The organism is Pontibacillus sp. ABV4_188 (genome assembly GCF_056311905.1).
On sequence record NZ_CM149975.1, the window covers coordinates 964,467 to 988,491 of the forward strand.

The 24,025-nt window shown below is 38.1% G+C and carries 23 protein-coding genes, 1 tRNA gene and 1 riboswitch; of the genes, 17 read left to right on the forward strand and 7 right to left on the reverse strand.

The genetic code is table 11. The features are described 5' to 3' along the window. Positions 1-24 precede the first annotated feature (24 nt). Positions 25-531, forward strand: a complete 507-nt coding sequence (locus tag ACYX4O_RS04890) for a sigma-70 family RNA polymerase sigma factor (RefSeq protein ID WP_476355077.1) — start codon at positions 25-27, stop codon at positions 529-531. Next, positions 524-1,390, forward strand: a complete 867-nt coding sequence (locus ACYX4O_RS04895; protein ID WP_476355079.1) for a hypothetical protein — start codon at positions 524-526, stop codon at positions 1,388-1,390. Before ACYX4O_RS04890 ends, ACYX4O_RS04895 begins: the two co-directional genes overlap by 8 nt. A 190-nt stretch (positions 1,391-1,580) precedes the next feature. Here ACYX4O_RS04895 and ACYX4O_RS04900 read toward each other — a convergent pair whose 3' ends face one another. Together ACYX4O_RS04900 and ACYX4O_RS04905 are read right to left on the reverse strand one after the other, a co-directional pair. Next, positions 1,581-2,009, reverse strand: coding sequence for a ferritin-like domain-containing protein (locus ACYX4O_RS04900; RefSeq protein WP_476355081.1), 429 nt, complete (start codon positions 2,007-2,009; stop codon positions 1,581-1,583). A gap of 232 nt (positions 2,010-2,241) precedes the next feature. Beyond that, positions 2,242-3,594, reverse strand: a complete 1,353-nt coding sequence (locus ACYX4O_RS04905) for an N-acetylmuramoyl-L-alanine amidase (protein WP_476355083.1) — start codon at positions 3,592-3,594, stop codon at positions 2,242-2,244. Positions 3,595-3,746: 152 nt separating this feature from the next. On the opposite strand from ACYX4O_RS04905, the gene ACYX4O_RS04910 reads away from it, so the two are divergent. The 4 genes from ACYX4O_RS04910 (at position 3,747) to ACYX4O_RS04925 (ending at position 6,664) form a co-directional block, all read left to right on the forward strand. Then, entirely contained in the window at positions 3,747-4,382 is a 636-nt protein-coding gene (locus tag ACYX4O_RS04910; protein WP_476355085.1) for a GNAT family N-acetyltransferase, read from the forward strand. Between the two features lie 177 nt (positions 4,383-4,559). Next, positions 4,560-5,276, forward strand: a complete 717-nt coding sequence (locus ACYX4O_RS04915) for a nucleotidyltransferase domain-containing protein (RefSeq protein ID WP_476355087.1) — start codon at positions 4,560-4,562, stop codon at positions 5,274-5,276. A gap of 12 nt (positions 5,277-5,288) precedes the next feature. Then, positions 5,289-5,810: an NUDIX hydrolase gene (locus ACYX4O_RS04920; RefSeq protein ID WP_476355089.1), complete on the forward strand. Its 522-nt coding sequence runs from the start codon at positions 5,289-5,291 to the stop codon at positions 5,808-5,810. After that, positions 5,807-6,664, forward strand: coding sequence for an aminoglycoside 6-adenylyltransferase (locus ACYX4O_RS04925; protein WP_476355091.1), 858 nt, complete (start codon positions 5,807-5,809; stop codon positions 6,662-6,664). The genes ACYX4O_RS04920 and ACYX4O_RS04925 overlap by 4 nt, the downstream gene beginning before the upstream one ends. A gap of 33 nt (positions 6,665-6,697) precedes the next feature. Here ACYX4O_RS04925 and ACYX4O_RS04930 read toward each other — a convergent pair whose 3' ends face one another. The 4 genes from ACYX4O_RS04930 to ACYX4O_RS04945 all read right to left on the reverse strand — a co-directional run bounded on the left by ACYX4O_RS04930 (position 6,698) and on the right by ACYX4O_RS04945 (position 10,123). Further along, the gene (locus ACYX4O_RS04930; RefSeq protein WP_476355093.1) at positions 6,698-7,060 is read right to left on the reverse strand and encodes a hypothetical protein; all 363 of its coding nucleotides are present in this window, start codon (positions 7,058-7,060) and stop codon (positions 6,698-6,700) included. A 166-nt stretch (positions 7,061-7,226) separates the two neighbouring features. Beyond that, positions 7,227-7,769, reverse strand: coding sequence for a D-glycero-alpha-D-manno-heptose-1,7-bisphosphate 7-phosphatase (locus ACYX4O_RS04935; protein ID WP_476355095.1), 543 nt, complete (start codon positions 7,767-7,769; stop codon positions 7,227-7,229). Positions 7,770-8,105: 336 nt separating this feature from the next. Beyond that, positions 8,106-9,065 carry an ATP-grasp domain-containing protein gene (locus tag ACYX4O_RS04940; protein WP_476355097.1) on the reverse strand — a complete coding sequence of 320 codons (960 nt, stop codon included), beginning with the start codon at positions 9,063-9,065 and terminating at the stop codon, positions 8,106-8,108. Further along, positions 9,062-10,123 carry an LLM class flavin-dependent oxidoreductase gene (locus ACYX4O_RS04945; protein WP_476355099.1) on the reverse strand — a complete coding sequence of 354 codons (1,062 nt, stop codon included), beginning with the start codon at positions 10,121-10,123 and terminating at the stop codon, positions 9,062-9,064. The genes ACYX4O_RS04940 and ACYX4O_RS04945 overlap by 4 nt, the downstream gene beginning before the upstream one ends. Before the next feature lie 168 nt (positions 10,124-10,291). Further along, positions 10,292-10,397: riboswitch (SAM riboswitch) on the reverse strand. A 272-nt stretch (positions 10,398-10,669) separates the two neighbouring features. Here ACYX4O_RS04945 and ACYX4O_RS04950 point away from each other — a divergent pair. The 4 genes from ACYX4O_RS04950 to ACYX4O_RS04965 all read left to right on the forward strand — a co-directional run bounded on the left by ACYX4O_RS04950 (position 10,670) and on the right by ACYX4O_RS04965 (position 15,327). After that, entirely contained in the window at positions 10,670-11,935 is a 1,266-nt protein-coding gene (locus tag ACYX4O_RS04950; protein WP_476355101.1) for a helix-turn-helix domain-containing protein, read from the forward strand. A 170-nt stretch (positions 11,936-12,105) separates the two neighbouring features. Further along, positions 12,106-12,237, forward strand: a complete 132-nt coding sequence (locus ACYX4O_RS04955; RefSeq protein WP_476355103.1) for a hypothetical protein — start codon at positions 12,106-12,108, stop codon at positions 12,235-12,237. 776 nt (positions 12,238-13,013) lie between these two features. Continuing rightward, a complete protein-coding gene (locus ACYX4O_RS04960) occupies positions 13,014-14,147 on the forward strand; it encodes a HesA/MoeB/ThiF family protein (protein ID WP_476355105.1) in 1,134 nt (377 codons plus the stop codon). Continuing rightward, on the forward strand, positions 14,140-15,327 hold the full coding sequence (locus ACYX4O_RS04965) for a hypothetical protein (RefSeq protein WP_476355107.1): 1,188 nt from the start codon (positions 14,140-14,142) through the stop codon (positions 15,325-15,327). Before ACYX4O_RS04960 ends, ACYX4O_RS04965 begins: the two co-directional genes overlap by 8 nt. A 143-nt stretch (positions 15,328-15,470) precedes the next feature. On the opposite strand, the gene ACYX4O_RS04970 is transcribed toward ACYX4O_RS04965, so the two are convergent. Then, on the reverse strand, positions 15,471-16,001 hold the full coding sequence (locus tag ACYX4O_RS04970; RefSeq protein WP_476355109.1) for a DUF6944 family repetitive protein: 531 nt from the start codon (positions 15,999-16,001) through the stop codon (positions 15,471-15,473). Between the two features lie 205 nt (positions 16,002-16,206). Between ACYX4O_RS04970 and ACYX4O_RS04975 the strand changes: the two genes are divergently transcribed. The 7 genes from ACYX4O_RS04975 to ACYX4O_RS05005 all read left to right on the forward strand — a co-directional run bounded on the left by ACYX4O_RS04975 (position 16,207) and on the right by ACYX4O_RS05005 (position 23,960). Beyond that, positions 16,207-16,279 (forward strand) — tRNA-Val (locus tag ACYX4O_RS04975). Between the two features lie 464 nt (positions 16,280-16,743). Then, on the forward strand, positions 16,744-17,556 hold the full coding sequence (locus tag ACYX4O_RS04980; RefSeq protein ID WP_476355111.1) for an Ltp family lipoprotein: 813 nt from the start codon (positions 16,744-16,746) through the stop codon (positions 17,554-17,556). 71 nt (positions 17,557-17,627) lie between these two features. Beyond that, positions 17,628-18,074 (forward strand): hypothetical protein, encoded by a 447-nt coding sequence (locus ACYX4O_RS04985; RefSeq protein ID WP_476355113.1) that lies wholly within the window; start codon positions 17,628-17,630, stop codon positions 18,072-18,074. A gap of 289 nt (positions 18,075-18,363) precedes the next feature. Beyond that, the gene (locus tag ACYX4O_RS04990; RefSeq protein WP_476355115.1) at positions 18,364-18,546 is read left to right on the forward strand and encodes a hypothetical protein; all 183 of its coding nucleotides are present in this window, start codon (positions 18,364-18,366) and stop codon (positions 18,544-18,546) included. Positions 18,547-19,503: 957 nt separating this feature from the next. Continuing rightward, positions 19,504-20,886: an ABC-three component system protein gene (locus ACYX4O_RS04995; protein ID WP_476355117.1), complete on the forward strand. Its 1,383-nt coding sequence runs from the start codon at positions 19,504-19,506 to the stop codon at positions 20,884-20,886. Next, positions 20,879-21,619 carry an ABC-three component system middle component 1 gene (locus ACYX4O_RS05000; RefSeq protein WP_476355119.1) on the forward strand — a complete coding sequence of 247 codons (741 nt, stop codon included), beginning with the start codon at positions 20,879-20,881 and terminating at the stop codon, positions 21,617-21,619. Before ACYX4O_RS04995 ends, ACYX4O_RS05000 begins: the two co-directional genes overlap by 8 nt. Continuing rightward, the gene (locus ACYX4O_RS05005) at positions 21,609-23,960 is read left to right on the forward strand and encodes an AAA family ATPase (RefSeq protein WP_476355121.1); all 2,352 of its coding nucleotides are present in this window, start codon (positions 21,609-21,611) and stop codon (positions 23,958-23,960) included. Before ACYX4O_RS05000 ends, ACYX4O_RS05005 begins: the two co-directional genes overlap by 11 nt. Positions 23,961-24,025: the final 65 nt, after the last annotated feature.

Genomic DNA, 24,025 nt, shown 5'->3' on the forward strand with positions numbered 1-24,025 from the left:
AGGGGGATAACAATTATTCGCTTAGTGAAAAAAGCTCAAAAAGGTAATGAAACAGCTTTTGTTGAACTCTTTAGTCAGTATCAAGAAGACATATACCGGATTTCTTATACTTATGTGAAGAACCAAAATGATGCTTTGGATGTGGTGCAAGAGGTAGCGTATCGTTCGTTTAAGAAAATGGACACTTTAAAGCATCCTGAATATTTCAAGACATGGCTAATCAAAATGGCTATTTCATGTTCAATTGACCTTATACGAAAAAATAAAAAAGTCATTACGATAGACACAAGCTATGAAAACTATTTAGTGACTGAGGATCAAGATACAGCTTTATCAATCACCCTGCATGAATTACTAGATAAGTTAAATGAAGAGGAAAAAAGTATTATTATTTTAAAATTTTATCAAGGTTATACCTTTAAGGAAATTGCAGGTATATTGGAGATTCCTTTAGGGACAGCAAAATCTAATATGTATAGGGCTTTGCAGAAACTACGAAATGATTTAGGGGAGGTTGGTAGGTGTGAATAACATTCGTGAGGAATTTGAAAAAATAGAGATACCTGATGAACTAAACAGCAGGGTTGCTTCAGGAGTTCAGCAAGCTAAGAGGGAGAAGAAAAGAAAAAGTAAATATCCGAGCTGGGTTTTGGGGGCAGTGGCTTCCATTATGATTGTTGGGATAGGTTCCACAATGGGTGGTCCATATATTGTGGATGCGGCAGAGTCTTTGTTTAACCAGCTTTTTGGTTCCAAAGAAAAATTAGAGGAAGCATATCCGGACGAAAGTTCTGGAGAGATTAGCTTTATGGAACAACACTTAGCATTCGCAGAAAAGAATTTAACTGGAGAAGAGTTCACCAAAATAAGTGACTTATATAAAGAACAGGCTGAGATCTGGAGGGAAGTACGAGCGGAGGATAGGAGTCCGGATGTAGAAGAAGCCGCTAGGTTACACGAAATTAAAGAATTACAGTTTTCTTATGAAAATCAATTTGCGTTGAAGGAGGCTCAGCACTTCTCTAGTTACACAGTTACCCAACCAACATATGTTCCAAAAGGGTATCAACAAACCGGGGAAACCTTCTTTATTCAAGGAGAAGGAGATGAACCAGTGGTTACTTTCGATTATAAAAAGGGGGATGTTGGATATACGATATATCAACAGGAAATTAACCAAATAGATGATTTCGAGTATATTTGGGGTAATTTCGAAAATACAAAGTCCTATTCTTTAAGCGGGTATGAAGCTATCTTTAAATTCTCAGAGGGAAATAAGGAAATCGGGTTGAGGGTGAAGGTTCCGGATGAGGGATATAAAATCACATTATTAGCTGACAAATTATCAAAAGAAGAAGCGGAAAAGGTAATCCTGTCTATGCTTGAGTAGGAAAATGAGCTTCCAAATGAGAAGTAAAGGCTTGAACGGTAAACAGCAAAGTACACTAAAGAAATCCTGCTCTTGTATATGATTGCAAAAAGATAGAAGCTCAAGGTATAGTAGGTACGTTGAGCTTCTTTTAGTATTTTACGAATAGATTGCAAACAATGCTGCTCGGCGCTCAGTTATTCCTTCCTACCTAATGAAGCATTCGATGAAGTGTCTCAACATGACCCCGATCCTCATCAATTACTTGTTCAATAAGTTCCTTTGTTTCTGGATCAAGTTCCCCTTTTACAATTTCCTCAGAAAGTTCAACAGCATAGTAACTCTCAGCCCGTGCGGCACTATCGATAATTTTATGGGTTTCATCTGGCATCATAAATTTACCGATAAATCCTTGGACGGACCCTATTAAGCCTTCATCGTCAACGGGTGTACCGTTGAGGTCCTGAATTCGTGTAGCTACTTGCTGAGCGTGTTGTTTATGATCTTGTTGGATTTTTTGAAATTCCTTTTTAATCATGGGGTCATCTAGTTTCTTTATATAATGTTCGTAGGCGTGTACTCCCATGTATTGCCCCTTTAAAAAGGTGTTTAGCGTCTTGATTACTTTACTTTCATTCATTTGGTTCCATCCTTTTTAGCATAGTTTCTCTTTAAGTAACTTTAGGTATGTATACGGTTTTCCTTCTGCTCAACATTTAGATCATAAAATTTCATATCATGTGATGCGGCTGGGGGGGGAGGAGTCCGGGGCAATAACAAACAAATAGATCCGCGAATAGCGCTTTTGAGTTGTCATACTCAAGAGCGCTATTTGTGGATCTTCTTTCTCATTAGAGATATTTTTGTGTGAATTACTTTCTGTTCTTTTTAACATCTTGTAAAGTTTCTCTTAAATTGTTTACCGAGAATTCTATCATTTTTTCGTAAATGTTTAAGATTAATTGTCCATAATTATCTCCTGGAACAGCCCATTTTCCATTAAGAGCTTCCCATGTAGTGGCTGAGCTTCTTGTAACCAAATGGAAACGAGGATCTTTTATAGGGTATTGATTTGGTAGTGGATTGGAGGAAGCGTAAGCATATAAATGCTGTATTTGAGCGAGTACGCCTTGTTCTGGATTTTCAAAGGTTGCCCCCGGGTTGTCTGAACTAGTTGCACCGATTCCACTGAAATTGTTTTGGTCTGGTTTCACTACCCCTGTAAAACGAAGGTAATCCGTTTCAAGCATAGCCTGAGCAAATGCGATGTCCCCCCGAATGCCGTAATATTCACCGTATAGGAGATAATACAAAGCGATTTCAGTAGCCTTAGGATTGACACTTTTGGCAAACTGGTTCATTTGTTCTGGAGATAGTAAGGTTCTACCTAAAATAGGAACTCCACCTACTTCAGGAACTTCAACTTCTGCTTGTGGTTTAGCGAGATAAGCATCATTAATCCCTGCTTTTTTCACTTGTTCTAATTGTTGTTCGGCATTTTCCTCTGTTGAAAAGGCTCCAGCTTGGACGCGGTAAAATTGGGTACCATTTATTAATGCCGTAGCCATGAACGCAGGGATTCCTTTTGATTTAAGGAAGGTTATCCGATCTTCTGCGTTATCTTTTGATTTGAATGAGCCGGCAATTACTTTGTACAATGGTGTATCTTTTGCTGGTTTTAGCTGAAGGTTAAAAGCCTTTGCCAGTCCTTTAACATGCCCTTTAGCTACCTTTTCACGCCATGATGCTTGTTTTATTAAGGCAGCATCTCCCTTGTTATCTACAAATCCATTTTCAGTTAACAGGGCAGGCATAGTGGATTCGCGTAAAACATGGAAGTTGGCCTTTTTTTGTCCACGATCTTTTAGTCCATTAGTTCTCATAATTTCTTCATGCATAATATCTTGATATCGAGCTGTAATGGAAGAATTAGATAAGGTGGTATAAATAAAGTCTTCATACCCATTTGCACTGCCATCAAGTGCGTTGCAATGAATGGATAAATAATAATCAGCATCCCAGGCGTTAGCCTCGTTGGTTCTCTCGGTTAAGCTTTTAGTACGATCATCAGTACGACTCATGCGGACTTCAACATCTTTATAATTACTTAATAAGATAGAACGGATTCTTAATGCTATGTCTAGATTAATATCTTTTTCCTCAATTCCATTCCCAACGCCACCAGGGTCTTTACCTCCATGACCTGGGTCTAGATAAAGCTTCATTTCATAACCTCCATTTCATAGAAAAGCTTGTGTTACATTCTTAAGATATGTTCAAATGAAAAAATTGATTGGGGTTGTATCACTAGTATGGCTTATATAGACTAATCTTTTAAAACTGCCTATCCTTTGATAGAAGCGGTAGGAGATATGAATTGCTTAGTGTATCTGAAGCGCATTCAATAAGCCGTTTTGCACTAAATGTGGTGGAATATTATGTTAAGATCAATACGTACACAGTCGAAAAGGAGTGGGGCAGTATGATCTTTGAAACAGAGCGTATACGATTCCGGAAGCTTGAGAAGGATGATATGGAATTACTTCATCGTTGGCAGAATGATACGACGGTTCATACAAATATGAGTACGTCGATTGATTTATATAGTATGGAAGACGTGGAGAAGTTCTATGAAAGAATGAAAGAATCAAGGAGTTACATCATCATAGAGAAAAATGGGGGCAAAGAAGTCGGGAGCATCACGCTCGTCAGAGAAAACAACCAACAACAAAACGCGGAATTCCTACTGATGATTGGAGAAAAGGATTATTGGGGCGAAGGCTACGGGAAAGAGGCCCTTTTATTATTCTTAAATTTTGTCTTTATGGAACTGAATTTACACAAAATCAGTCTTAAAGTATTCTCCTTTAATGAGAAAGCCAAGAGCATGTACGAGCGGATGGGCTTTAAAGTAGAGGGACAATTGCGCGAGGTCTTCTTCCGAAATGGAGAGTGGCAAGACATGTTTATTATGGGGATGCTTCAGAATGAATATAGGGCACTATACACATAACAGTCTTTGCACTTTCGTTTTATAGAACGGAGGTGCTTTTTCTTTATGGAAAATAGATGGATTGGTTGGATATTTATGCTAAACTAATGAGATACATCACGCTCCTTAGTGATACAATACGAGCGTGCCTGCAATGAAGATTAGAAATTCATTTCAACTACATAGGAGATGAAGGGTATGAGGGCAGATCGATTATCACCAATGAAAGCAGCGCAATTGTTTGTCGATGCATTTTTTCCACAATGTAGTGGGGCTTTGCTAGCTGGAAGCACGGTTCGAGGAGAGGCGACAGAGAAGTCAGATTTAGACATCGTCATATTTGATCAGAATCGTTGCTCCTCATATAGGGAGTCGCTTATCGCTTACGAGTGGCCTGTAGAGGTCTTTGTTCACAGTCTGGAATCTTACAAAGCGTTCTTTAAGAGTGATGTGGAACGAGCGCGTCCTTCTTTACCTCGTATGGTCTCAGAAGGAAAGATTATAAAGGGATGGGACGTTGTCATGCCGATAAAAGCCGAAGCGGATCATTTGCTGAATCGGGGACCACAGAAGTGGGCGAACGACACAATCCAGATGAAACGATATTTCCTTACCGATACGCTTGAAGATTTCATCGGAAGTGATAACAGGTCTGAAACGCTATGTATCACTTATACGCTGGCGGAACAGATTAGTGAATTTGTCTTGCGGACAAACAGAAGATGGGTGGGATCTTCTAAGTGGGTTATCCGGTCCTTGAAGGAGTATGACCCTGAGTTTGCGACGCGCTACAGTGATGCATTTGATCATTTTTATACATATGGAAGCAAGGACAGAATCGTTCACCTCACTGATGAAGTGTTAAAGCCTTATGGAGGACGGTTTTTTGATGGATTTTTGTTAGGGGAGAAATAGAGGAGGTCGAGTATGTTTTATCAGGAGTATCGTGAAGAAGGTGAGCATGAACGTCATTTTCCGATCCGTCATCGAAAGGCAGTACGGGCGGTAATCTGGGATTCCGGGAAAATCTTATTAGTCTATACCAAACAAGGCATCTATACGTTCCCTGGTGGAGGTGTAGAAGTGGGTGAGAGTGATGAGGATGGTGTCATTCGTGAAGTAGCTGAAGAGACGGGATATGTGAATAGTCTTGTACACGAGAAAATCGGTGAAGTTGTCGAAAGCAATCCTGACCATAAAAATCCGGGGATGGTTTTTGAAATGGTATCTCATTACTACAACTGTGAGTTAAAAAATAATCAACAGGTTCCTTTGCAGCTAGAAGGATATGAGCGCACGGAAGAATACGATCCTCACTGGGTAACGCTTGAAGAAGCGATTGAGCAAAATGAAGCAGCAAGAGGGTACGGGGAAGCACGTTGGTTGCGGCGTGAAACGTATGTACTGAAAGAATTACAGAAGCAATTGCAGCAGGAGGGGAGTCGTTGAGAAGTTATGATGAGATGATGGACCTCATTCTAGGGAGAGCAAAACAGGATGAAACGATTCGAATCGTCGAGCTTAACGGCTCAAGAGCGAATCCTCGTGCGGTGGAAGACCGATTCCAAGATTACGACATTATCTACTATGTAGAAGATCTGCAACCTTTTTTAGATGATCATACCTGGATTGATGTTTTCGGTGATCGGCTCATTATGCAAATGCCTGATGCAAATGATGGACTTCCTGAAGATGGGGAGTGGAAGCGTTTCGCGTACTTAATGTTGTTTGAGGACGGCAATCGAATTGACTTAACGCTCGTTCCTCTCAAATACCTCGTGGAGTCCCTTCAAGCCCGGGATTATCGTACTATTTTATTGGATAAAGATAATAGGATTGAAAGGTCAGTGAAAACCGTTAAGGATCCTTTTCTTATACAAAAACCAACAGCGAGAGATTATGAGAGATGCGTAAATGAATTCTGGTGGGTGACTACATATGTGGCAAAGGCATTATGGAGAGAAGAACTCACGCTTGCGAAATCTATTATGGAAGAACCAGTTCGTGACATGTTCATCCGCATGCTGTCGTGGGAAGTTGGGATTCGAACGAATTTTGCTGTAAGTATTGGCAAGGGTGGGAAGAATCTTGAGAAGTATTTAGGCGAGGCAGAGTGGAAGCGGGTGGTGGAAACGTACCCTGATGGACAATACGAACAGATGTGGAGCAGCTTGTTCACAATGTGTGATTTATTTGAGGAAACGTCTGAACATGTAGCTCATTTCTTTGGTTATGAAAAGTCAGATGAAGGAAATCGGGTGAAACCTTATTTACACCACGTAAAAGATTTACCGGTTAGGTAGTCAGCATAAGGCTGGCTACCTTTTTTGTTAAGGTTATTTAATCTCTGTTGTGACGTTATATAACTTGTTCTTATAAAGGTAACGTGCACCGTCCATAGGTTCCGTGTAATATCCGACCGTTAGGACGACCGCTTCATCATCGACGAAATCAAGATAGAAGTCGGGGCTCGCCATATCAACATTTGAAACATCGTTCGTACGAGCCCTTCTTAAGTCAACGAGTAAGTCGTTAATCGTATCTTGGTCCTTAATCGTGAATTGCAACTTCCCTGTTCCGGAACCCAGTTGGTTTTCATAAACGTTAATGGATGTCGCCTCAATATCGAAAGCCTCATTCTGGCAAGCGCTCAGTACAATCAAGCTAAGTACAAGAGTAAGAATAGCATATCCTCTCATAACAACCTCTCCCTTCGTATTCCTCACTTAGTTCAGACGAAAAGAAGAAGAGAAACGTTTCACCCTAATGCACCCTTTTACTTAATCAAAAGAAGCTCACTTTACCACGCTAGAGCAATAAACGGTGCCAGACACGCTTTAGTTTGCTAAAGCGTGTCTGGTGTTGTTATGAATGGCTTTGAGCGTCTTGTATGATCCACTGGGCTGCGTCGTAGAGGGTGGGGAAGGTGGCGTTTGCAAGCCCGTAGTCTTCACCTAGGAAGACGGTTTTCGTGCCGGCGTTTTGTCCAGCTTCAATATCCGGCTCTCGATCACCAACCATATAAGAAGTAGACAAATTAATACCGTGTTCCTTAGCGATGTCTTCAATCATTTTACTACCTGGCTTCCGACAATCGCAGCCTTCTTTTGGCTTGTGAGGGCAATAGCATACCTCATCAACCACTGCACCTAACTTCTTTAGTTCATCTATCATATATGTGTGAATATCCTGAAGCTCTTCTTCTTTCATATATCCTAATCCAACGCCGCCCTGGTTCGTAATCACAGCGATTAAGTCAAAAAGGCCTGACTCATTCAGCATCTGAATAGCCTCAGGAACACGTGGGAGGAAGAACAAGTCCTCACGTTTATTGACGAATTTGACACGGTCGGTCAGAACTTCGTTGATGACCCCGTCCCGGTCAAGAAATACTGCTCGCTTTGTCATTAGGTATCCCTCCATCGATCTTCTAACAGGTAGTATACCCAAGAAGTCTGTATATATGGTGAGGTTTCCGTTTGCGTTATTGGAGCGAAAGGTGGTTCGGGAAATCACTCGCTTTCCGCGGCGAGCTGGGGAGCCTCCTCAATCGCTACGCGCTTTCCGGGGTCTCCCCTAGGCTCCTACTGCCGCAGGAGTCTCGCAATTTCCCGAACCACCTTTACCGTATTAGGGGGGGAACGGAAACATGTCGCATGTGGATACCCTTATTTTCAACACCATCCGCATTTAACTACTTCAGCTAAAAGTTCTCATAAAAAAGCAAAGCCAGTAAGGCTTTGCTTAAGGGGTGGAGATTGCTGATGGGTATTGGTCTTTCAGACGTTCTCCTAGGTAGGTAGCGAGTTGGAGCATACCATATATGCCTGATACGGATTCGGCGTCTGAGTTGTAGTTGGTGTTTGTGTTTACATCGTACGTGTATACATTACCATTATGGTCCTGAATCGCTTCGATTCCGGCTACTTTAATGTTATTAGATGCAAGGAAAGCTTCGTAGGACTCAATGAGTGGATCTGAGTAGCCTTCTAGAATCTCAAATTTCGCACCGCCTGTTTCTTCTGTGCCGGTTGGGCAGTGTAGGTCATCAATGGTGCAGGCGTCTGCGGGGCATAGTTCAAAGCCTTCTGAGGTATCGACTTTCACGGCGTATAAGAACTTGCCGCCTACGAATTCGTGACGGACGATATATGGTTTTGGTGCTTCGATATACTGCTGGACAAGTGTGATGCCATCGACGGGTTCTTCAAAGGATTCGCCGTATACATATTCTTCAAGGGCTTTAATGGAGTGGAAGAGCTGTACGCCTTGCCCTTTACCAGCGCGGTTGTGTTTTGTAATAAATGGAGCAAGGTCAAGCTTTTTAGCTGCTTCTATTATTTGATCTTTACCAACAGCTGTAATCGTCTTTGGCGTGGTGATGCCTTCTTGATTTAATGCCATATACTGATTTACTTTACTGAGCTCAAGGCGTAGGGCGCGGCTGCCGTTCACAACGGTTCGACCGTGGCGTTCGAGCCAAGCTAGCACGGCTTCTGTGAATTCAGGTGCGAAGCGGTGATCTCTTGTGTGAGAAGAAGCGCTCATTCGGTTGTAGAAAATTCCTTCCGGTGGCTCTTCTGTTAGATCGACCGTTCCCTGGTCTAAGTGCCATAATTCAAACGGTAAGCCGAGCTCCTCCAGGCGTCCTGTTAAGTGATCGGTCCATTCGTCATTTTCATGTAATACATAAATCTTTGTCATTGTGGTACCTCCTTGAAGTGTGTGCGTTTTTCCTCTACGAGTGGCATAACGTCCCGGCTGAAGCGCTCCATCTCTTCTAGCTGCGGAGAGCATTGAAGGAGGAGTAGGTCGAGCCCAGCTTGTTCGTATTGTAAAATGCGATCAGCAATTTGATCTGGTGTGCCAATCAGTTTTGGACGCAGTCCCCGGTTTGAGACGGAGTAATCCTGCAGATCAACTTGCTGTTCAAGCTGTGACTTACTTGTGAAATCACTGTATCCAGCGTAAGCTCCAGAATCTTTTACATCTGTAATCCGGTTTAATTCCTGAAATGCTTCTTCTTCTGTATTGCGGCAAATGACGTAAGCGGCCATTCCGAAAGATTGGAACGGTTCTTGCCCGGCTTCACTGCGTCTTTCTTTCATATCATTGATCTTCGTCTTAATTTCATCGACCGTACCGCCATGCATGACATAGGCATCGCAATGATTGACGATCGTTTCTTTTCCACGTGGACTTTCACCACCTGCGTAAAGCTTAGGGTACGGTTTTTGAATAGGCTTCGGATGAAGGTGGGTGTTCTCGATGGAATAGAATTTACCGTTGTAGCTGACAGGTTCTTCTTCAGTCCAAAGGGATTTTAACACTCTTAGAAACTCATCGGTTCGATCATAGCGTTCATCGTGTGCCGTGAACGAGCCGCCGTATTGTTTGGCTTCTTCTTGCCACCAAGCGGATACGACATTTAAGGTGAAGCGGCCTCCTGAGATTTGATCAATATTCGCGGCCATTTTCGCTGTGACTGCTGCATTATGAAAATTAGGTCTGACTGCGGCCATAATCTCGGTTGTCTCCGTCACGGCAGCAAGCCCTGCCGCTGTTGTCCAGGCTTCTAAGGAATCCTGATCGGTTCCTTTTATATCATTTAAATACAACTCCGCAATAAGCGTTGTATCAAATCCTAACTGTTCCCCTCGTTGAATGACTTTCTTGGCATAGTCAAATGTTGGTGGCATGTTTTCATCCTCCACATTTCTAAGCCATCCTCCGAAAATCGGTAACCAATATCCATACCTCACCTGACTCAGCTCCTCTTTATAATAGTATATCAGATTAAACAACCCAAGTTACTTGGAATTAAACGTTACGCGTCCAATTTCCTTCTATATATATGAAGGAAGGTACTAAAAAACCCCCTCAACTTGTCCTTGAGACGAGATGAGAGGGTTCTGTGTACGAGTCCCGCTCTCTCATCTTTCAGGCTTTCACCTGCTTGGAATTGGCACGGTATTCGCATTAGAACCCGTTGCCGAGGTTTCAAAGGGCCAGTCCCTCCACCTCTCTTGATAAGAAGAGTTAATTTTCTAACTTTTTGTTGATCATTATTTTACGCTCTTATGATGGGAATGTCAACGAAATGTAATTCAAACCTTTCACCTTAAAATGACGTGTTCACATTTGGTGAATACCTATGATGATTCTAATGACCTAGGTCAAAAGGGGTCTTCCGTCCTGATTCGGGATGAGGGAATGTTTGCTAAACTAATACTAAGGAAATATTTTTGAATTTTCAGCATCTTTGTTAAGCACATACAACTAGTTCACTACGGTATGGGGGAATCAGGGTGCACATTGGGAGAAGAATTAAATACGTACGGCAATTACGAGGGTTATCACAGAGTGAACTTAGTGTTGGGGTAGTTTCATCTACTCACCTTAGCAATATCGAGTCAGGTAAGTACGTCCCATCTCAAGATATTCTTGTTCTTTTTGCAGACAAGCTTGAGGTAAATAAGGACTACTTGTGTGAATATGAAAAGCACGATCAGGCTTTCATTGATCAAATTATTGAGCTAAGAGATGCGGTTATTAAAGGGGACGGCTCTAGAGTAGAGAACCTGATACATCAATTGGAATCTCAGGAGGACAAAGTTGTTCAAGGTATGTACAGTGAACTCTTATATACGCTCATTAAAGGTGCCCATTTTATGAAAAAGGGGAGCCAATCAGAACAATTGATCTCGATTCATCTATTAGTAAACCTTTATATAAAAGAAGGGGAGAAGCTAGACGACCCAATACTCCTATCATTCTATGACTACTATTATGGGTTGTATCACTTTCAACACAACCATATTCAACAGAGCTTAAAGCACTATTATAGGCTTGTCGCACACACACAGGATGAATTAGAGAAGGGGTTGTTCTTCTATAATATCTCTTTGCTACATAAGCAGAACAGAGAGTACTATAAAGCGATTGAAGTAGCTAAAGAGTGTCTTGATGTGTTTCAGCAAAAGCTTGAATGGAATCAATTAGGCGAGACGTATAATATGATAGGAGTCATTCATTGGGATATGAATGAGTGTGAAACAGCGATGGAGTACCTTCTAAAGGGAGAGAAAATTGTCTCCATGACAAATAATGAGAAGTTGAAAAGTCGCATTCAGCATAATTGTGGGCTCATTAATAAACAACTTGGTGATTATGAGGCAGCTATCTATTATTTTAGGAAGTCCATAGAAACCAAGGTAGCGAATGGAGAAACGCATAATATTGTTCTCCCATACCGCTCTTTAATAGGAAGTTTAATAGATCGGGATAAAATTGATGAAGCGAAAATTGTACTCGATCACGCAAGGCAGCATTGCCAAACCAAACAGGACCAGCACTATTTGAAAGAATTAGAAGCTTTTATTTTTGAGAAGGAGGGGAGGTTTAAAGAATTTGAAAGCGGCATGAATGACTTAATACAAGAATTGGAAGAATCAGCCTGCCATTATAAGTTGAAAGGTCTCTATGAACGTTTAGGTGATTATTATTATAAGAATAGGAAATATAAATTAGCTGCTTATTATATGAAGAAAGAAATACAATTAGGTTCAGGCTAAGGGCAAAGATTTTAGTGTAACAATTCCTAAATAGTGAGTTTGACAAAACTATTAAACAATCCGAAGAATTTTCGCTCGATTTTTTGTAATGTTTTGTATTACCTCAATAGTATTCAAAAAAATCCGAAAATTAAGTATGATAAATTTAAATGAACCAAGGAGGGCTTACCGTGAAAAAGTTAATGACTGTACTAGCAGCTGTTCTATTAACGCTAGGTGTTAGTATGTTCCAAGGCGGATTTGATATAGCAGGTGAAGAAGGAGACGTTAAAGGATTAAATGATGAAGAGATTGTTCTCTAAGTTCTCTCTTTTAGATTAAGTTCCATTATAAATTTGTCAAAAAGGGCAATGGCTCATGAGCAGGGTGAGATCTGTGATAGGAAGCCAGGCCCTTTTTATATGTAAACCTAGAGTCTATCATTGCTGGTTTTCCAGTTGTGGTAGACTCATTTATTTTTTAGAGGAAATGAGGGGGTCAGAATAGTAAATTTAGTGATCATTTTTCGTCCGAATCTTTGTCTTTGAACAAAAGTTTTAAAAATAAAGAGGAATTAATAGCTATAAATCTGTAATATTTCGTTAAGTAGTAAAACTATTCAAAAAAGTATGAATATTTTGTATGATTAATTCAGATCAAAAGTACAGCCCCTTACATATGAGGTTGCTACTTGAAAGGAGGAGTTCTATTGAAGATTGAAGTAAAAAAGACTGAAAAGCTTAAGCCAACATTCATTCCATACGGTGGTTAAGGAATTAGAAAAATAGCTTTACTAAACTATACGAAGGAGGAATACTCATGAAAATTGAAGTGAAAAAGACTGAAAAGCTTAAGCCGACACACATTCCATACTCTGGGTAAGGAATTCGATTAACTAGCTTTACTATACTACACGGTAGGGAGGTCATCTTCATGAAAATCGAAGTGAAAAAGACGGAAAAACTTAAGCCGACATACGTACAAAATTATGCTGGCTAAGGCCTGCAATGTATGAAGGATACTTAGTTAATTCAATTTAAGTAGATTACAAGGGCCGTAGATCGTGTACGGCCCTATTTCTATAAGAGGAGGGTGTTTCATGAATGTCGCATTTAAGAATACGTTAAGGCCTGTTATTCAGTTAGATGAAGCGATTGAGGTAGGGATGAATGAGCAGCGAACCGTAATAAATGATCCAGATGGGTTAGTGTATAGGCTTACTGAGCTGTTAGATGGGACCCGAACGAATGGTGAGGTTGCTTCAATACTTGGGATTTCGGAAGAGGAAGTAAATGACGCTGTTGCTTCTCTTGATGGGTTAGGTTTCCTGGAGTACGCGGAATCTCCGAAATCTTTCCTTGATTCTGAGTTAGAGCGGTATGAAGCCAACCTGAACTATTTCTCTAATTTTGCTTCTCTTTCAAAGAGCAAATTCAGCTATCAGCAAAGCTTGAAAGATGCTAAAGTAGCTGTCATTGGTCTTGGGGGCGGTTGTTTGACGACGGCTTACTTTGCTGGTCTTGGAGTCGGAGAAATTCGTGGTGTGGATTTCGATACGGTAGGACGCAGTAATTTGAATCGCCAATTTATCTTTAATGAAGACGACGTAGGCCGACTGAAATCAGAAGTTGCTCAAGAGAAAGTGGAGAAGATTAATCCAGACGTGAAAGTGAAAATGTATAACCGTGAGATTACCTCCCACACGGATTTATTAGACATTATTGATGGCTGTGATATCGTGGTGAGTATGATCGACACCCCGGCTATTGTCGCCAATAGATGGGTCAATGCTGCTTGTTACATAAAGAGAGTTCCATTTTATCAGGGAGGTTTCATGAATAAAGTGGTGGTATGGGAACGCTTTGATCCAGCGGCTGGGTCATGTTATGACTGCCGCCTTATAAATGGTCTTTCAGAAGGAGAGTCTGAAGAGGATCGCTTGAAGGCGGTTTATAACATGGTCTTCTCAAGAAGAAATACAGGCTTTGCCCCGCATGTCTCAATGCTAACAGGCTTCTTCGCATCTGAAGTGGTGAAATACATTACGGGATACGCGGAATTGTCAAAGCCCTATTCGCTACTGAACACAGAAACTATGGAATTGACTCAAAGCCCATTTGAATTTAGACGAGTGTCTACATGCCCAACTTGTAGCAAAGAACACCTGGACGAAATCTCTTCTTTAGAGGAACTGGTCCAATGTGCACAAGGGATGAGGGCTGTCCATGGGTAACCTTACAAAAGAACATATTCCTGATTGCAGTCACTTGTCCATTCAGCAAGATGGGGAGGAGTTTACGATCGGTGATCCCGCTATGGGTGAGTTTATTCGAGTGCCTGAGGTAGCGGCTGATGTGGTGAGGGGGTTCGATGGGGATAAGACGATTGAAGAGGTGAAGCAACTCGTTGAAGCTCAGTACGGGGAGGAAGTCGACGTTCTCGATTTTACCGAGACATTACTTGAGATGGGGCTGATTCTAAAAATTAATGGTGTTTTATTAAACGAGGATATAGACCGAGAGGCTAATCCTCATTTGCAAAAAGCGGGAAAGGTTCTCTTTAGTAAACCATTGTTAACCATGTATGGCCTCTCAGCAATCGCAGCTGTTTTCCTCCTTCTATTCAATCCAGTTCTTTTCCCTAGTTTCAGGGATGTCTTCTTATTTGAATCTGTCGGTTTCAGCGCGCTTGTCATTTTATTTACAATAACAACGGTGACCATTATACATGAATTTGCCCATGTGCTAGCAGCAAATAGGCTAGGGGTGAAGACAAAGGTACAGCTGAACTTGCGTATGATTTTCCTCGTCGCAGAAACTGATATGTCCGGGTTGTGGTCAAGAGCCAAGAATGAGCGATATACTCCGTATTTAGCTGGAATGGCGTGGGATAGCGTAATGATCTTAGCTTGCTTATTGATTCAACTGCTAGCACCCGTTGCTTTCATCGTGGCAGTTGCTAAAATGGTCACTTTCTTCCTTTTATTTGGTGTGATCAGCCAATTTGTTATTTTCTTGCGAACAGATATGTATTTCGTGCTTATTAACTGGGTAAACACTTCCGCCCTTCATGAGCATAGCCTAGTTTTCTTGCAAAAAGTTTTTAGGAATAAACGCCAAGAAGAATGGCAACGATTAGCTCCACATGAGCAGAAGCATGCCAAGTGGTTCTCGTTTCTTTATATGGTCGGAGGAATCGTTGCAATCTTTTTATTTGTCTATTTTCAAATCCTCCCATCATTATACGGACTTCAGCAAGCTTATCAAAATATCACGCAAAACGCGCTATCGAACATCTATTTTTGGGATGGCGTGCTCGTCATCGCAGTTCTATTGGTTCAAGTGGTCGTGTGGTTAATCGGCTTACGAACCGCAAGACAAGAACGACAATCGAACCAACCTGTAAGTGCTTAAAGGGACAAGGGGACAGGTACATTGTCCCTTCGAGTTGCGAAATACTTTTCTGGATCAATCGTGTTTACTCTAAATCAGATTTTATAAAATCTAGACATGCTAATTAGAGAATATGAGCCTGCCTTTAAGCAGGTTCTTTTTGTTTAATGGGGTTCTAATACAGCCACATATAGTGAAAAGTACGATCCAATGGCTTGAATCCAGTTACCGATGGAGTCGAGTGTTTGTGCGCTTCTCCCCCTTAGCTCCTGCCCTTCTGCAATGGCTTGGAGGCTGTTGCCGATCATTTGGAGGAGGTTTCCGTAAACAGAATAGAGGTTGAGGAGTGTCCTTTCTTCTGTTAAGGATTCCGATAGAGAGGCACCGCTTCCTAATGCTTGGAGGATGTTTCCTTGGATGAGGAGAGTCAGCCGCGTCTGTTCTTCCACGGGCAACAACAGTCCGCTTACTACTGTTGAATTTCCGGTAGCTTGAATCATATTCCCTACTTTACTTAATGTGAACGATTCTGCCGCATCGGCCATGAGTGCACTCCCTGTGCCTTGAAACATGTTTCCAAGCAGGTCCAGTTCTTTGGACAGATTAGCAGGCAGACGAAGGGACGAGGTACTTGCAAGACTGGACAAGGTTGTTCCAATTGCCTCAACCCACGCTCCAAGCACTTCTCGCTCCATGACCACCCCTCCCTTTTGTAGTAGTGTAAACAAATGGGATATCTGGTGTGACAAAAATGTGCTTGTATTCTATGGAACTCAAAATCAAGGATGCGTCCTCAAACCTGTAATTGGATAAATGAAGAAAAAAAGAAGTTGACTTTCTTTACTAGATTTCGTATTATAATAATTGTCTGAAACAATTGTAAAATTACATATTTCCCAGGATTCCGTAGCTCAGCTGGGAGAGCGCCACCTTGACAGGGTGGAGGTCGCTGGTTCGAGCCCAGTCGGAATCATACTAGTGAAAAGCTTGAAGTCCTTGATACATAAGGGTTTCAAGCTTTTTTGTATTTTATTTTCAGTATGAATAACTTTGCTTAGGCGAGGGTGGTGCCATTGGTGGAAGCACAGGGACGGTTCCTGTGCTTCTTTATCGTAACTTAATTAAGATGTTCTTACTAAAATCGACATAGAAACAGTGGTTCATTGTCGCTTCTTTTAATATAAGAAGGCTACTAGAAAAATAACTTAAGAAATTGAAATTGGTAAGCGCTAGAACCGTCCCCGTGCGTCCGCAAAAAACTCAAAGGTCTATAACTATATATTGCAGAGTATACATAATGATTATAATAATTCAGTTCTTCAACTAGCGAAGCTAAAAAAGGGGGAAGTTGATAATGCTGAAGTTCGTAAAGTAAATCGCATATAGAAGTGCAAACTTAAATTCATAAACACAGACTAAAATCCTGGGGGTAAATACATGGTTAAGTTGAAAAGTCGCTTAAACAGTTGGGCTTTTTGGGGTAAGGTGGTTGGAGTGGTGGTTGCGCTATCTGTATTTTATGCTTTTGGTAACTTTAGAGCAGCTATTGAACTGGAAAATCAGAAAGTTAATTTTGACAAGATTCAATCAAAGATAGATGAAAAGCAAGTAGAGCTAGACAAGATCCGAGACAATATTCAAAAAGAGCAGGAAGCATATGATGGTCTTCAAGACGATATAAGTGATTTAGAAAAAGAGTACAATAACAAAAAACAAGATTTTGATCGGGCTAAGGAAGTTTTGAAAAATAAAAAGGCACTTGAAGATGATGTTTCATCAATCGAAGAAGATGTTAAGGAAAAAGAAGCAATCGTAAATGATTTGCAAAAACAAATTGATGAGAAGAAAAGTGAATTAGAAGCTGTTAAAGGTGATATAGTTAAAGCTACAGGCAATAAAGAAGAAGTAACTGAGGAAGGATCTGCTGAAGAAGAAAAGGAAGAACCTGCTGGACCTGAAATGACTATGGGACAGATAAACGCTGTTGGAAAAGCTGAAACATATTTAAACACTATGGCATTTTCTAAGAATGGACTTATTGAACAACTTGAATTTGAAGGTTACTCCACTGAGGACGCAACCTTTGCTGTTGAAAACATTGAGGTCGACTGGAATGAACAAGCTGGACTGAAAGCACAGACTTATATTGACACTATGGAGTTCTCAAGAAGTGGTCTTATCGAACAGCTTAAATTTGAAGGATTTACTGACGAACAAGCTAATTACGGTGCTGATAAAGTCGGGTATTAATAAATATACTTAAGTAACTAAGACTGGCTGAAATGGTCAGTCTTTTTTATACCAATAAGGGGGCTAATGATATGATAAAAATGCTTAGTACTGTTCTTATTGTAATTTTACTGGTTGCTTGTTCTGAAGGTGAAGCTAATGATTCTGCGACTGATAAACTTGAGGAAACTGTGACTGAATCTGATACTAGTACCGATAATTACACTGAGGTTGTAGAAGAAGAAGAACCTGAGGAAGTTGAGGAAGTGGTTGAGGAAGAAGAACCTGAGGAAGAATTAGAGGCACAGGAAATATTAGATTTAACTGCTGACGAGTGGTTAGCTTTTCCTGAGGACGAGAGACAGGTACTTATGTCTAATTTAATCTTTGAGTTAAAACAAATAAAAGGCTGGTCATTCAAATACACAGATAAAGAGTACAAGGCTATTGTTGATGGTTTATTAAGTGATGAAAAAGGTACAGGTAAAACGGTGTCTGAGACTATGGGATTGCTAATGCTAATGGAAGGTAACAAGTAACGTCCTCAGGGGCGTTATTTTTTGTTTAAGCGATACCTAAAGTTAATTAAATTTAAATAGCTTAAGACTATCAGCTAACCATTTCTATTTAAGTGTACTTTTATAAACGTTAAGGAAGCAGCATGAACCTGACCCCTAAAAGACTTCTACAGATGAAACAGACAGATCTGCAATGCACTAGTTCCAAGCAGCCCGGCCGCCATGTTATTGGAACCTTCCTTGGAGGAAGTATTCTTAGAAAAGGAAGTCGCTATATAAAATGGTTAACGTAATAAAAAAGGGGGAGTGCATGAAAGTACTTATCGTACTTCTAGAAGTAGTATTTGTAAGTATAGCTATAGCACTAATTGCATCGAGGTTTGTCTTTGAATCCTTAGCTGATTGGAGATTCCCACTCACTTTAGTAGGTGTCGCTGCATTCGTGCTTTCTTGGTTATTAAAGAAGAGTGGTCAGGTAAGAGAGGGAGCCTAGGTTCTTCGGCAGTGAAGAAGAGGCACAGGTTCGGTACTTGTGCTTCTTTTTTCTTATAATTGATCCAAGTTAGACTTTCAAAGAGTAGTACAAAATATAACTCATCTTCTAGCTTGCTGATCTAAGAAGGTTTACTACAGTTAGTGTATTTATTTAAATGCTTTAGAAACGAAATTCAGGAAGCGCTAGAACCGTTCCCATACCTCCCGAAGGATTAATGGGAGGAATATACAACTTATTAATTGAACTCTTTAAAGAGAACCTCATAAAATTAATTTACAAACTTTTAAGAAAGAGAAGGGGGACTTATGTTACCAGAAACAACTAGAGGAAGGATCTGTGGTATATTGGTTACCGCTAATATCTCCGTTCTTGCTATCGTTATTATATTTGTTAATAACGGGGGAAGTATGTATGGAAGCACAGGGACGGTTCCTGTGCTTCTTTGTCTTATAATTTTTCAAAGCAGACTTTCTAAGAGTAGTACAACATATAACTCATCTTCTATCTTGCTGTTTGAAGAAGGTTCACTACTCTGGGAGGCTTAAAATACTATATTTAGGAAGCGCTAGAACCGTCCCCGTGCTTCTCAGTTATGCCTGAGTATTTGGCATTTATGTCAAGATGACTTAGCTCCTTCTCCTAAATAAGTGGTGTGTGATGCGCTGGACCTTAGGAGACGCACCTGATCGCACCATATGCCCTCCTTGGTCAGTTTGCATGAGGAGATATAATAGTAAAAGGCTTACCCAATAAGGATAAGCCATAGTAAGGTAGGTGATAAAAAAAGTAACCTACCTCTGCCGCCCAAAAGCAGTTTAATTTTACAACATAATCCAAAATAACACAACTAAAGAAGGGTTAGTTGTGTTACTATTTGTTTATAAATGGTGAATTGAAAATTTTTGTAGTTATGAGGATTAAGATTAAATTTAACAGAGGGTTAGGAGGTAAAAAATGCCTGAAGATGAAAAAGATTGGTTTGAAGTGGCTTGTGGAAGTGCTGCCTCTTCTTGGGATGGATATACATATCAAGGAAAAATAGCTATCTACACAGCTCTTTGCTATATAAATAATATCAATGATGATCAAATACATCATTATTCTCTCGAAATTGAAAAATATGAGGATTTTTGCATTAAATATGATGAAAACTATATTTCAATTCATCAAGTTAAATCTTATATAGATAAAGATACACTGAGTTCCTATAAGGCAGCTATCCTTGAATTGTTGGGGAAAATGTTAATCAAGGATGTAAAGGAAGCACTTTTACATACTGCTGTTGAGATAAGAGACTTTGAAATAAAAAAACTAAAAACCGACCTAAAAGGATACAACTTCAGTAAGAAAGTAGATTTATTTACCCATTTTAAAAAACAATTATTTGATGAAGATAAATTTGATGAAGTAGTCAAAAAGTTAAGAGTTAATAGTGAGAAAGGAACAATTCCAATTAATAAAGTAATAGATATACATGATACGGAAATTAAAATAAAAGAAGAGCTAAAAACATTTTATGAAAACCATGGTGGAACATGTTTTCAATCTAAGTGTATTGAAAACATTGATTATGTTTATTCTAATTTACTTCATAAAGTTAATAAACTTATTTCCGAAATCCATGGAAGGAAAGTTGACGAGCCAATTTTATCTCTTAGTGAAATAGTCAATATACTAACTGATACTACTGTCTATGATTTGAGTTTAGAAACGGTATCTAGTTTTTTATATGATGACTTAGCCAATTATTTTGAGCAATTCTGTCAAAATGAGGGGCTAGATCTAACTGAGGATGAAGAGAAACTCCATATTTGGAATCATCATATTAACTCTTTTAAAACATTATCAGATGAAGACTTTATCTTATTATGTAGAAAAATAGCACCGAATGTAATGCTTAAAAAATCACAAGACATCAATGTTCAAGAATACAAGCTTCTCATGGATCAACATGGCGTGAAAAGGATTCTAATAAGTAGTTTGTTTACTTTTCACCATTTACTCAAAGACGCGGAATCAAAACAGGATATGTTAGTTATAAAAAATAAATTTGTAAACCATTTAATTACAACAATAACAGATGAGGGAAGAAATGCAGTTTCAGCTGTAGGTAGAAGAATTTTTGAAAACTTAAAGAATGATAAAGATTTATTGGAAATACTTTATGAAGTTAGTACCTATGTTAATGCTAATATCGCGGGGGATTACCCTGGAACTATTACAGATGTTCAAATGGATGCAGGAGGACATCAATCAAAAGAAAGATTTACATTACCGAAAAATATTAAATTTATGAATTTATTAACAGCTGAAAAGGAGTTTAGTCTTAATGAATAATCTTATTAGAAAAATATTTCTAGAATTAGAATTCAAACTAGATGAGAGATTATTTGCAAATGAAAAAAGGAAACTCGATGCTGATATATTTTTTGCAGAAAGAACCTATGAAAGTAAATTTGATTATTTCTTAGTAGTACTTGTTAAGGAAAATGTTATATATGATGACTTACTTCGATTAACTTTTGACGAATGTTTAGAAATAATATTAAAGGAATATCAAGTTAATGGGATTGATAAGAATCTATCACTATTACTTCTATTAGAAACTAAAGACTTGAACTTTTCTAAGGAACTCAACTCCGTTATTTACGACTTAGAAGAAGATCCGTATGATTTTAAAAAGTACGTATTAACATACTCATCTAGTCAGGTTGGATTATTGATAGATGAGCTTTGTTCATTAAACATTAATGTAATACACTCTTTGAAGTCTATTTTACAAAATAAAGAATATTTTAGTTCCTTTAAACAACAAGAAAACATTACTGAGGAAAGTGAAAAAAGAGATTCATTAATATATGATGTAGTATCTAAATTTTTTATAAAATTACCTTTCCTTACTGTTGAGATAAATCAACAAACACTCACTAACTTAAATAATGAAATAAAATCCTCTATATCAGATGACGATTTACCTTTGGTGGATTCTGTAATAGATTTATATACTCAAAATCCAGATCCTGATATTGATGAAATATTGAGTTTAGTGGGGGTTGAAAATGATGAATAGGTATAGAATTACTAGAATATACGTTGAGAATTTTAAATCCATAGAAAAAACGTTTATCGATTTTAATAATGAGGCAGTTACTGTATTGGATGGACCAAATGGTTTTGGTAAAACCACCGTCTTTGACATAATTGAATTAGCACTAACAGGTAGTATAAGAAGAATAAAGGACAACAGAATAAATGCTAATCATAGAGGTTATGATGATTATTTATTTGCAAAAGACCAAACCAAACAAGTCATCATAAAAGTAGAACTTACCCATTCTTCAAATGAGGATGATACCATAGTTATAGGGAGGAAAATAGAACCTTATAACCTTAGAAGAACAGAAAAGAGACCTTATGATTTTAATTATTCTCTTCACATTTTAGATGATATTGATGAAGTAATTACAGAAAAAAATAAAAAACCCGAAAAACTTATTGAACAGTTATTAGGTATACCAGACTTTCAAACAAAATTCGGATTATACCATTACGTTGAACAAGAAGAATCAAGCCATCTCTTTAAGAAAAATGAAAAAGATAGAATGGATTCAATAAGTAAACTTTTTAATATAGAAGTTGAAACAAAAGAGAAAAGATTTCTTGATAGTGCCAAAAATAAGTTAACAAATTTTAGACAAACTATAATATCGAAATATGAAAACATTAAAGTAGAAGAACAGATATTACAAAAAGATCCACAAAAAGTGGAATATAGAAAGTTAATTAATACTCCTGCAAATAATATTATATGGGATCAACAAAATATTTATCCTTTAGATGATAATTTAAAACAACAATATATCAATAAATTGGAAAATGTAGAAGAGTTAATTAATAACTTTAACGATTTTAAGATTGAGCATAATAATGAAGAAATAATAAGAGTTTCTGAAAATAAAAGTAAATTGTCATCCTTAATAATTTTAGGTCATCATAATAGCTTTTTTGATGAATTAAAACAAAGATACATTCTAAAAAAATCATTACAAAAAATATTAGACATCTTAGATAATAGGGAAATACATAAAAAAGAGATTAATTGGGATTTGATTTATAGCCACTTTCAAATATCAATTAGTAAAGAGTTATTAACTCAAAAAATACAGTTAATAAAAAGCATGGGAGATAATTCAAATAATATTTCAAATATTATTAATGAATTATTATTAACTAGAGAGAAGTTAGGGAACCATTATAAAGATTATTTAAATGAGAAAAATGAGAATAGTAGTCTATGTCCATATTGTGGAAAAGAATGGGAAGGTCATAATGAATTACTGATGCGGTTAAAGGTTAGAACTCGGATGTTTGAAGAAGAACTTGATGTTTCTTCAAAGAAAATTGTAGGGGGAATTGACAAATTATATGAAGAGCATATTAATGAATTAATTGGAGAAATGAAGAATAAAGTAAATAATTTAATTGATGACAGCTTCTTCCATCAAATTGAAGAGCATAAAAAATCAAATGTTAATATAGAAGCAGCAAGCGAATATTTTAAGAAACATAATATTGATATTAGTGAATACTTTAATAAACAAGAAGTGGTTGTAATTAATTTAGACGAGAGTGTTGAAATGATAAAAAGTCAACTTTTATCTAAAATTACTAATACACCTTTATCAAATGATGAGAAGCTAAATGAGTATAAAAATATTTATACTAATATTTTTAATAAAGATGATGGTTTGATTAAGTCTTTAGAGCTGGAGGAAATTAATAAGAAAAAGCAATATATTGAATATCTTTATTATTTGCAAGCTAGTGATAACTTTAAAACGCATTTAAAGTTGAAAAAACAATTAGAAAAATTAGATGCTACTATAGATAAGCTTAAAGAAGCATCTAAAGTTTATAAAGAAAAAATAAATAGTCATAGAGCAAAAATGATCGCTGATATTGAAATTCCGTTTTATATTTATAGTGGAAAGATAATTCAAAATCACCAAAGAGGAATTGGTATTTTTATTAAAGAAGAACAAAACGATACCCCCCCTGATGAGGCTCAATTAAAAGCTATAAATTTTGTACCCCCTGAAAAAACCGATCATGACATTGTGCATTCTTTTAGTTCGGGACAGTTAGCAGCAACAGTAATATCCTTCTCTTTAGCTTTAAACAAAGCATACAATAATAGTGGATTAGGAACTCTGCTTATAGACGATCCTATTCAAACTATGGATGAAATAAATATGGCTTCATTTGTAGAACTTCTAAGAAATGATTTTTCAAATACACAAATTATAATTTCAACTCATGACGATAAAATCTCATTATATATTCGGTATAAGTTTTCTAAATATGGTTATAATACAGGCAATATAAATGTGAAAGAAAAATTATATGTATAAAATTATGAAAACTACTAATACTAAATTAGTAGTTTTCATATTGTATATAACTAAATTGTATTCTC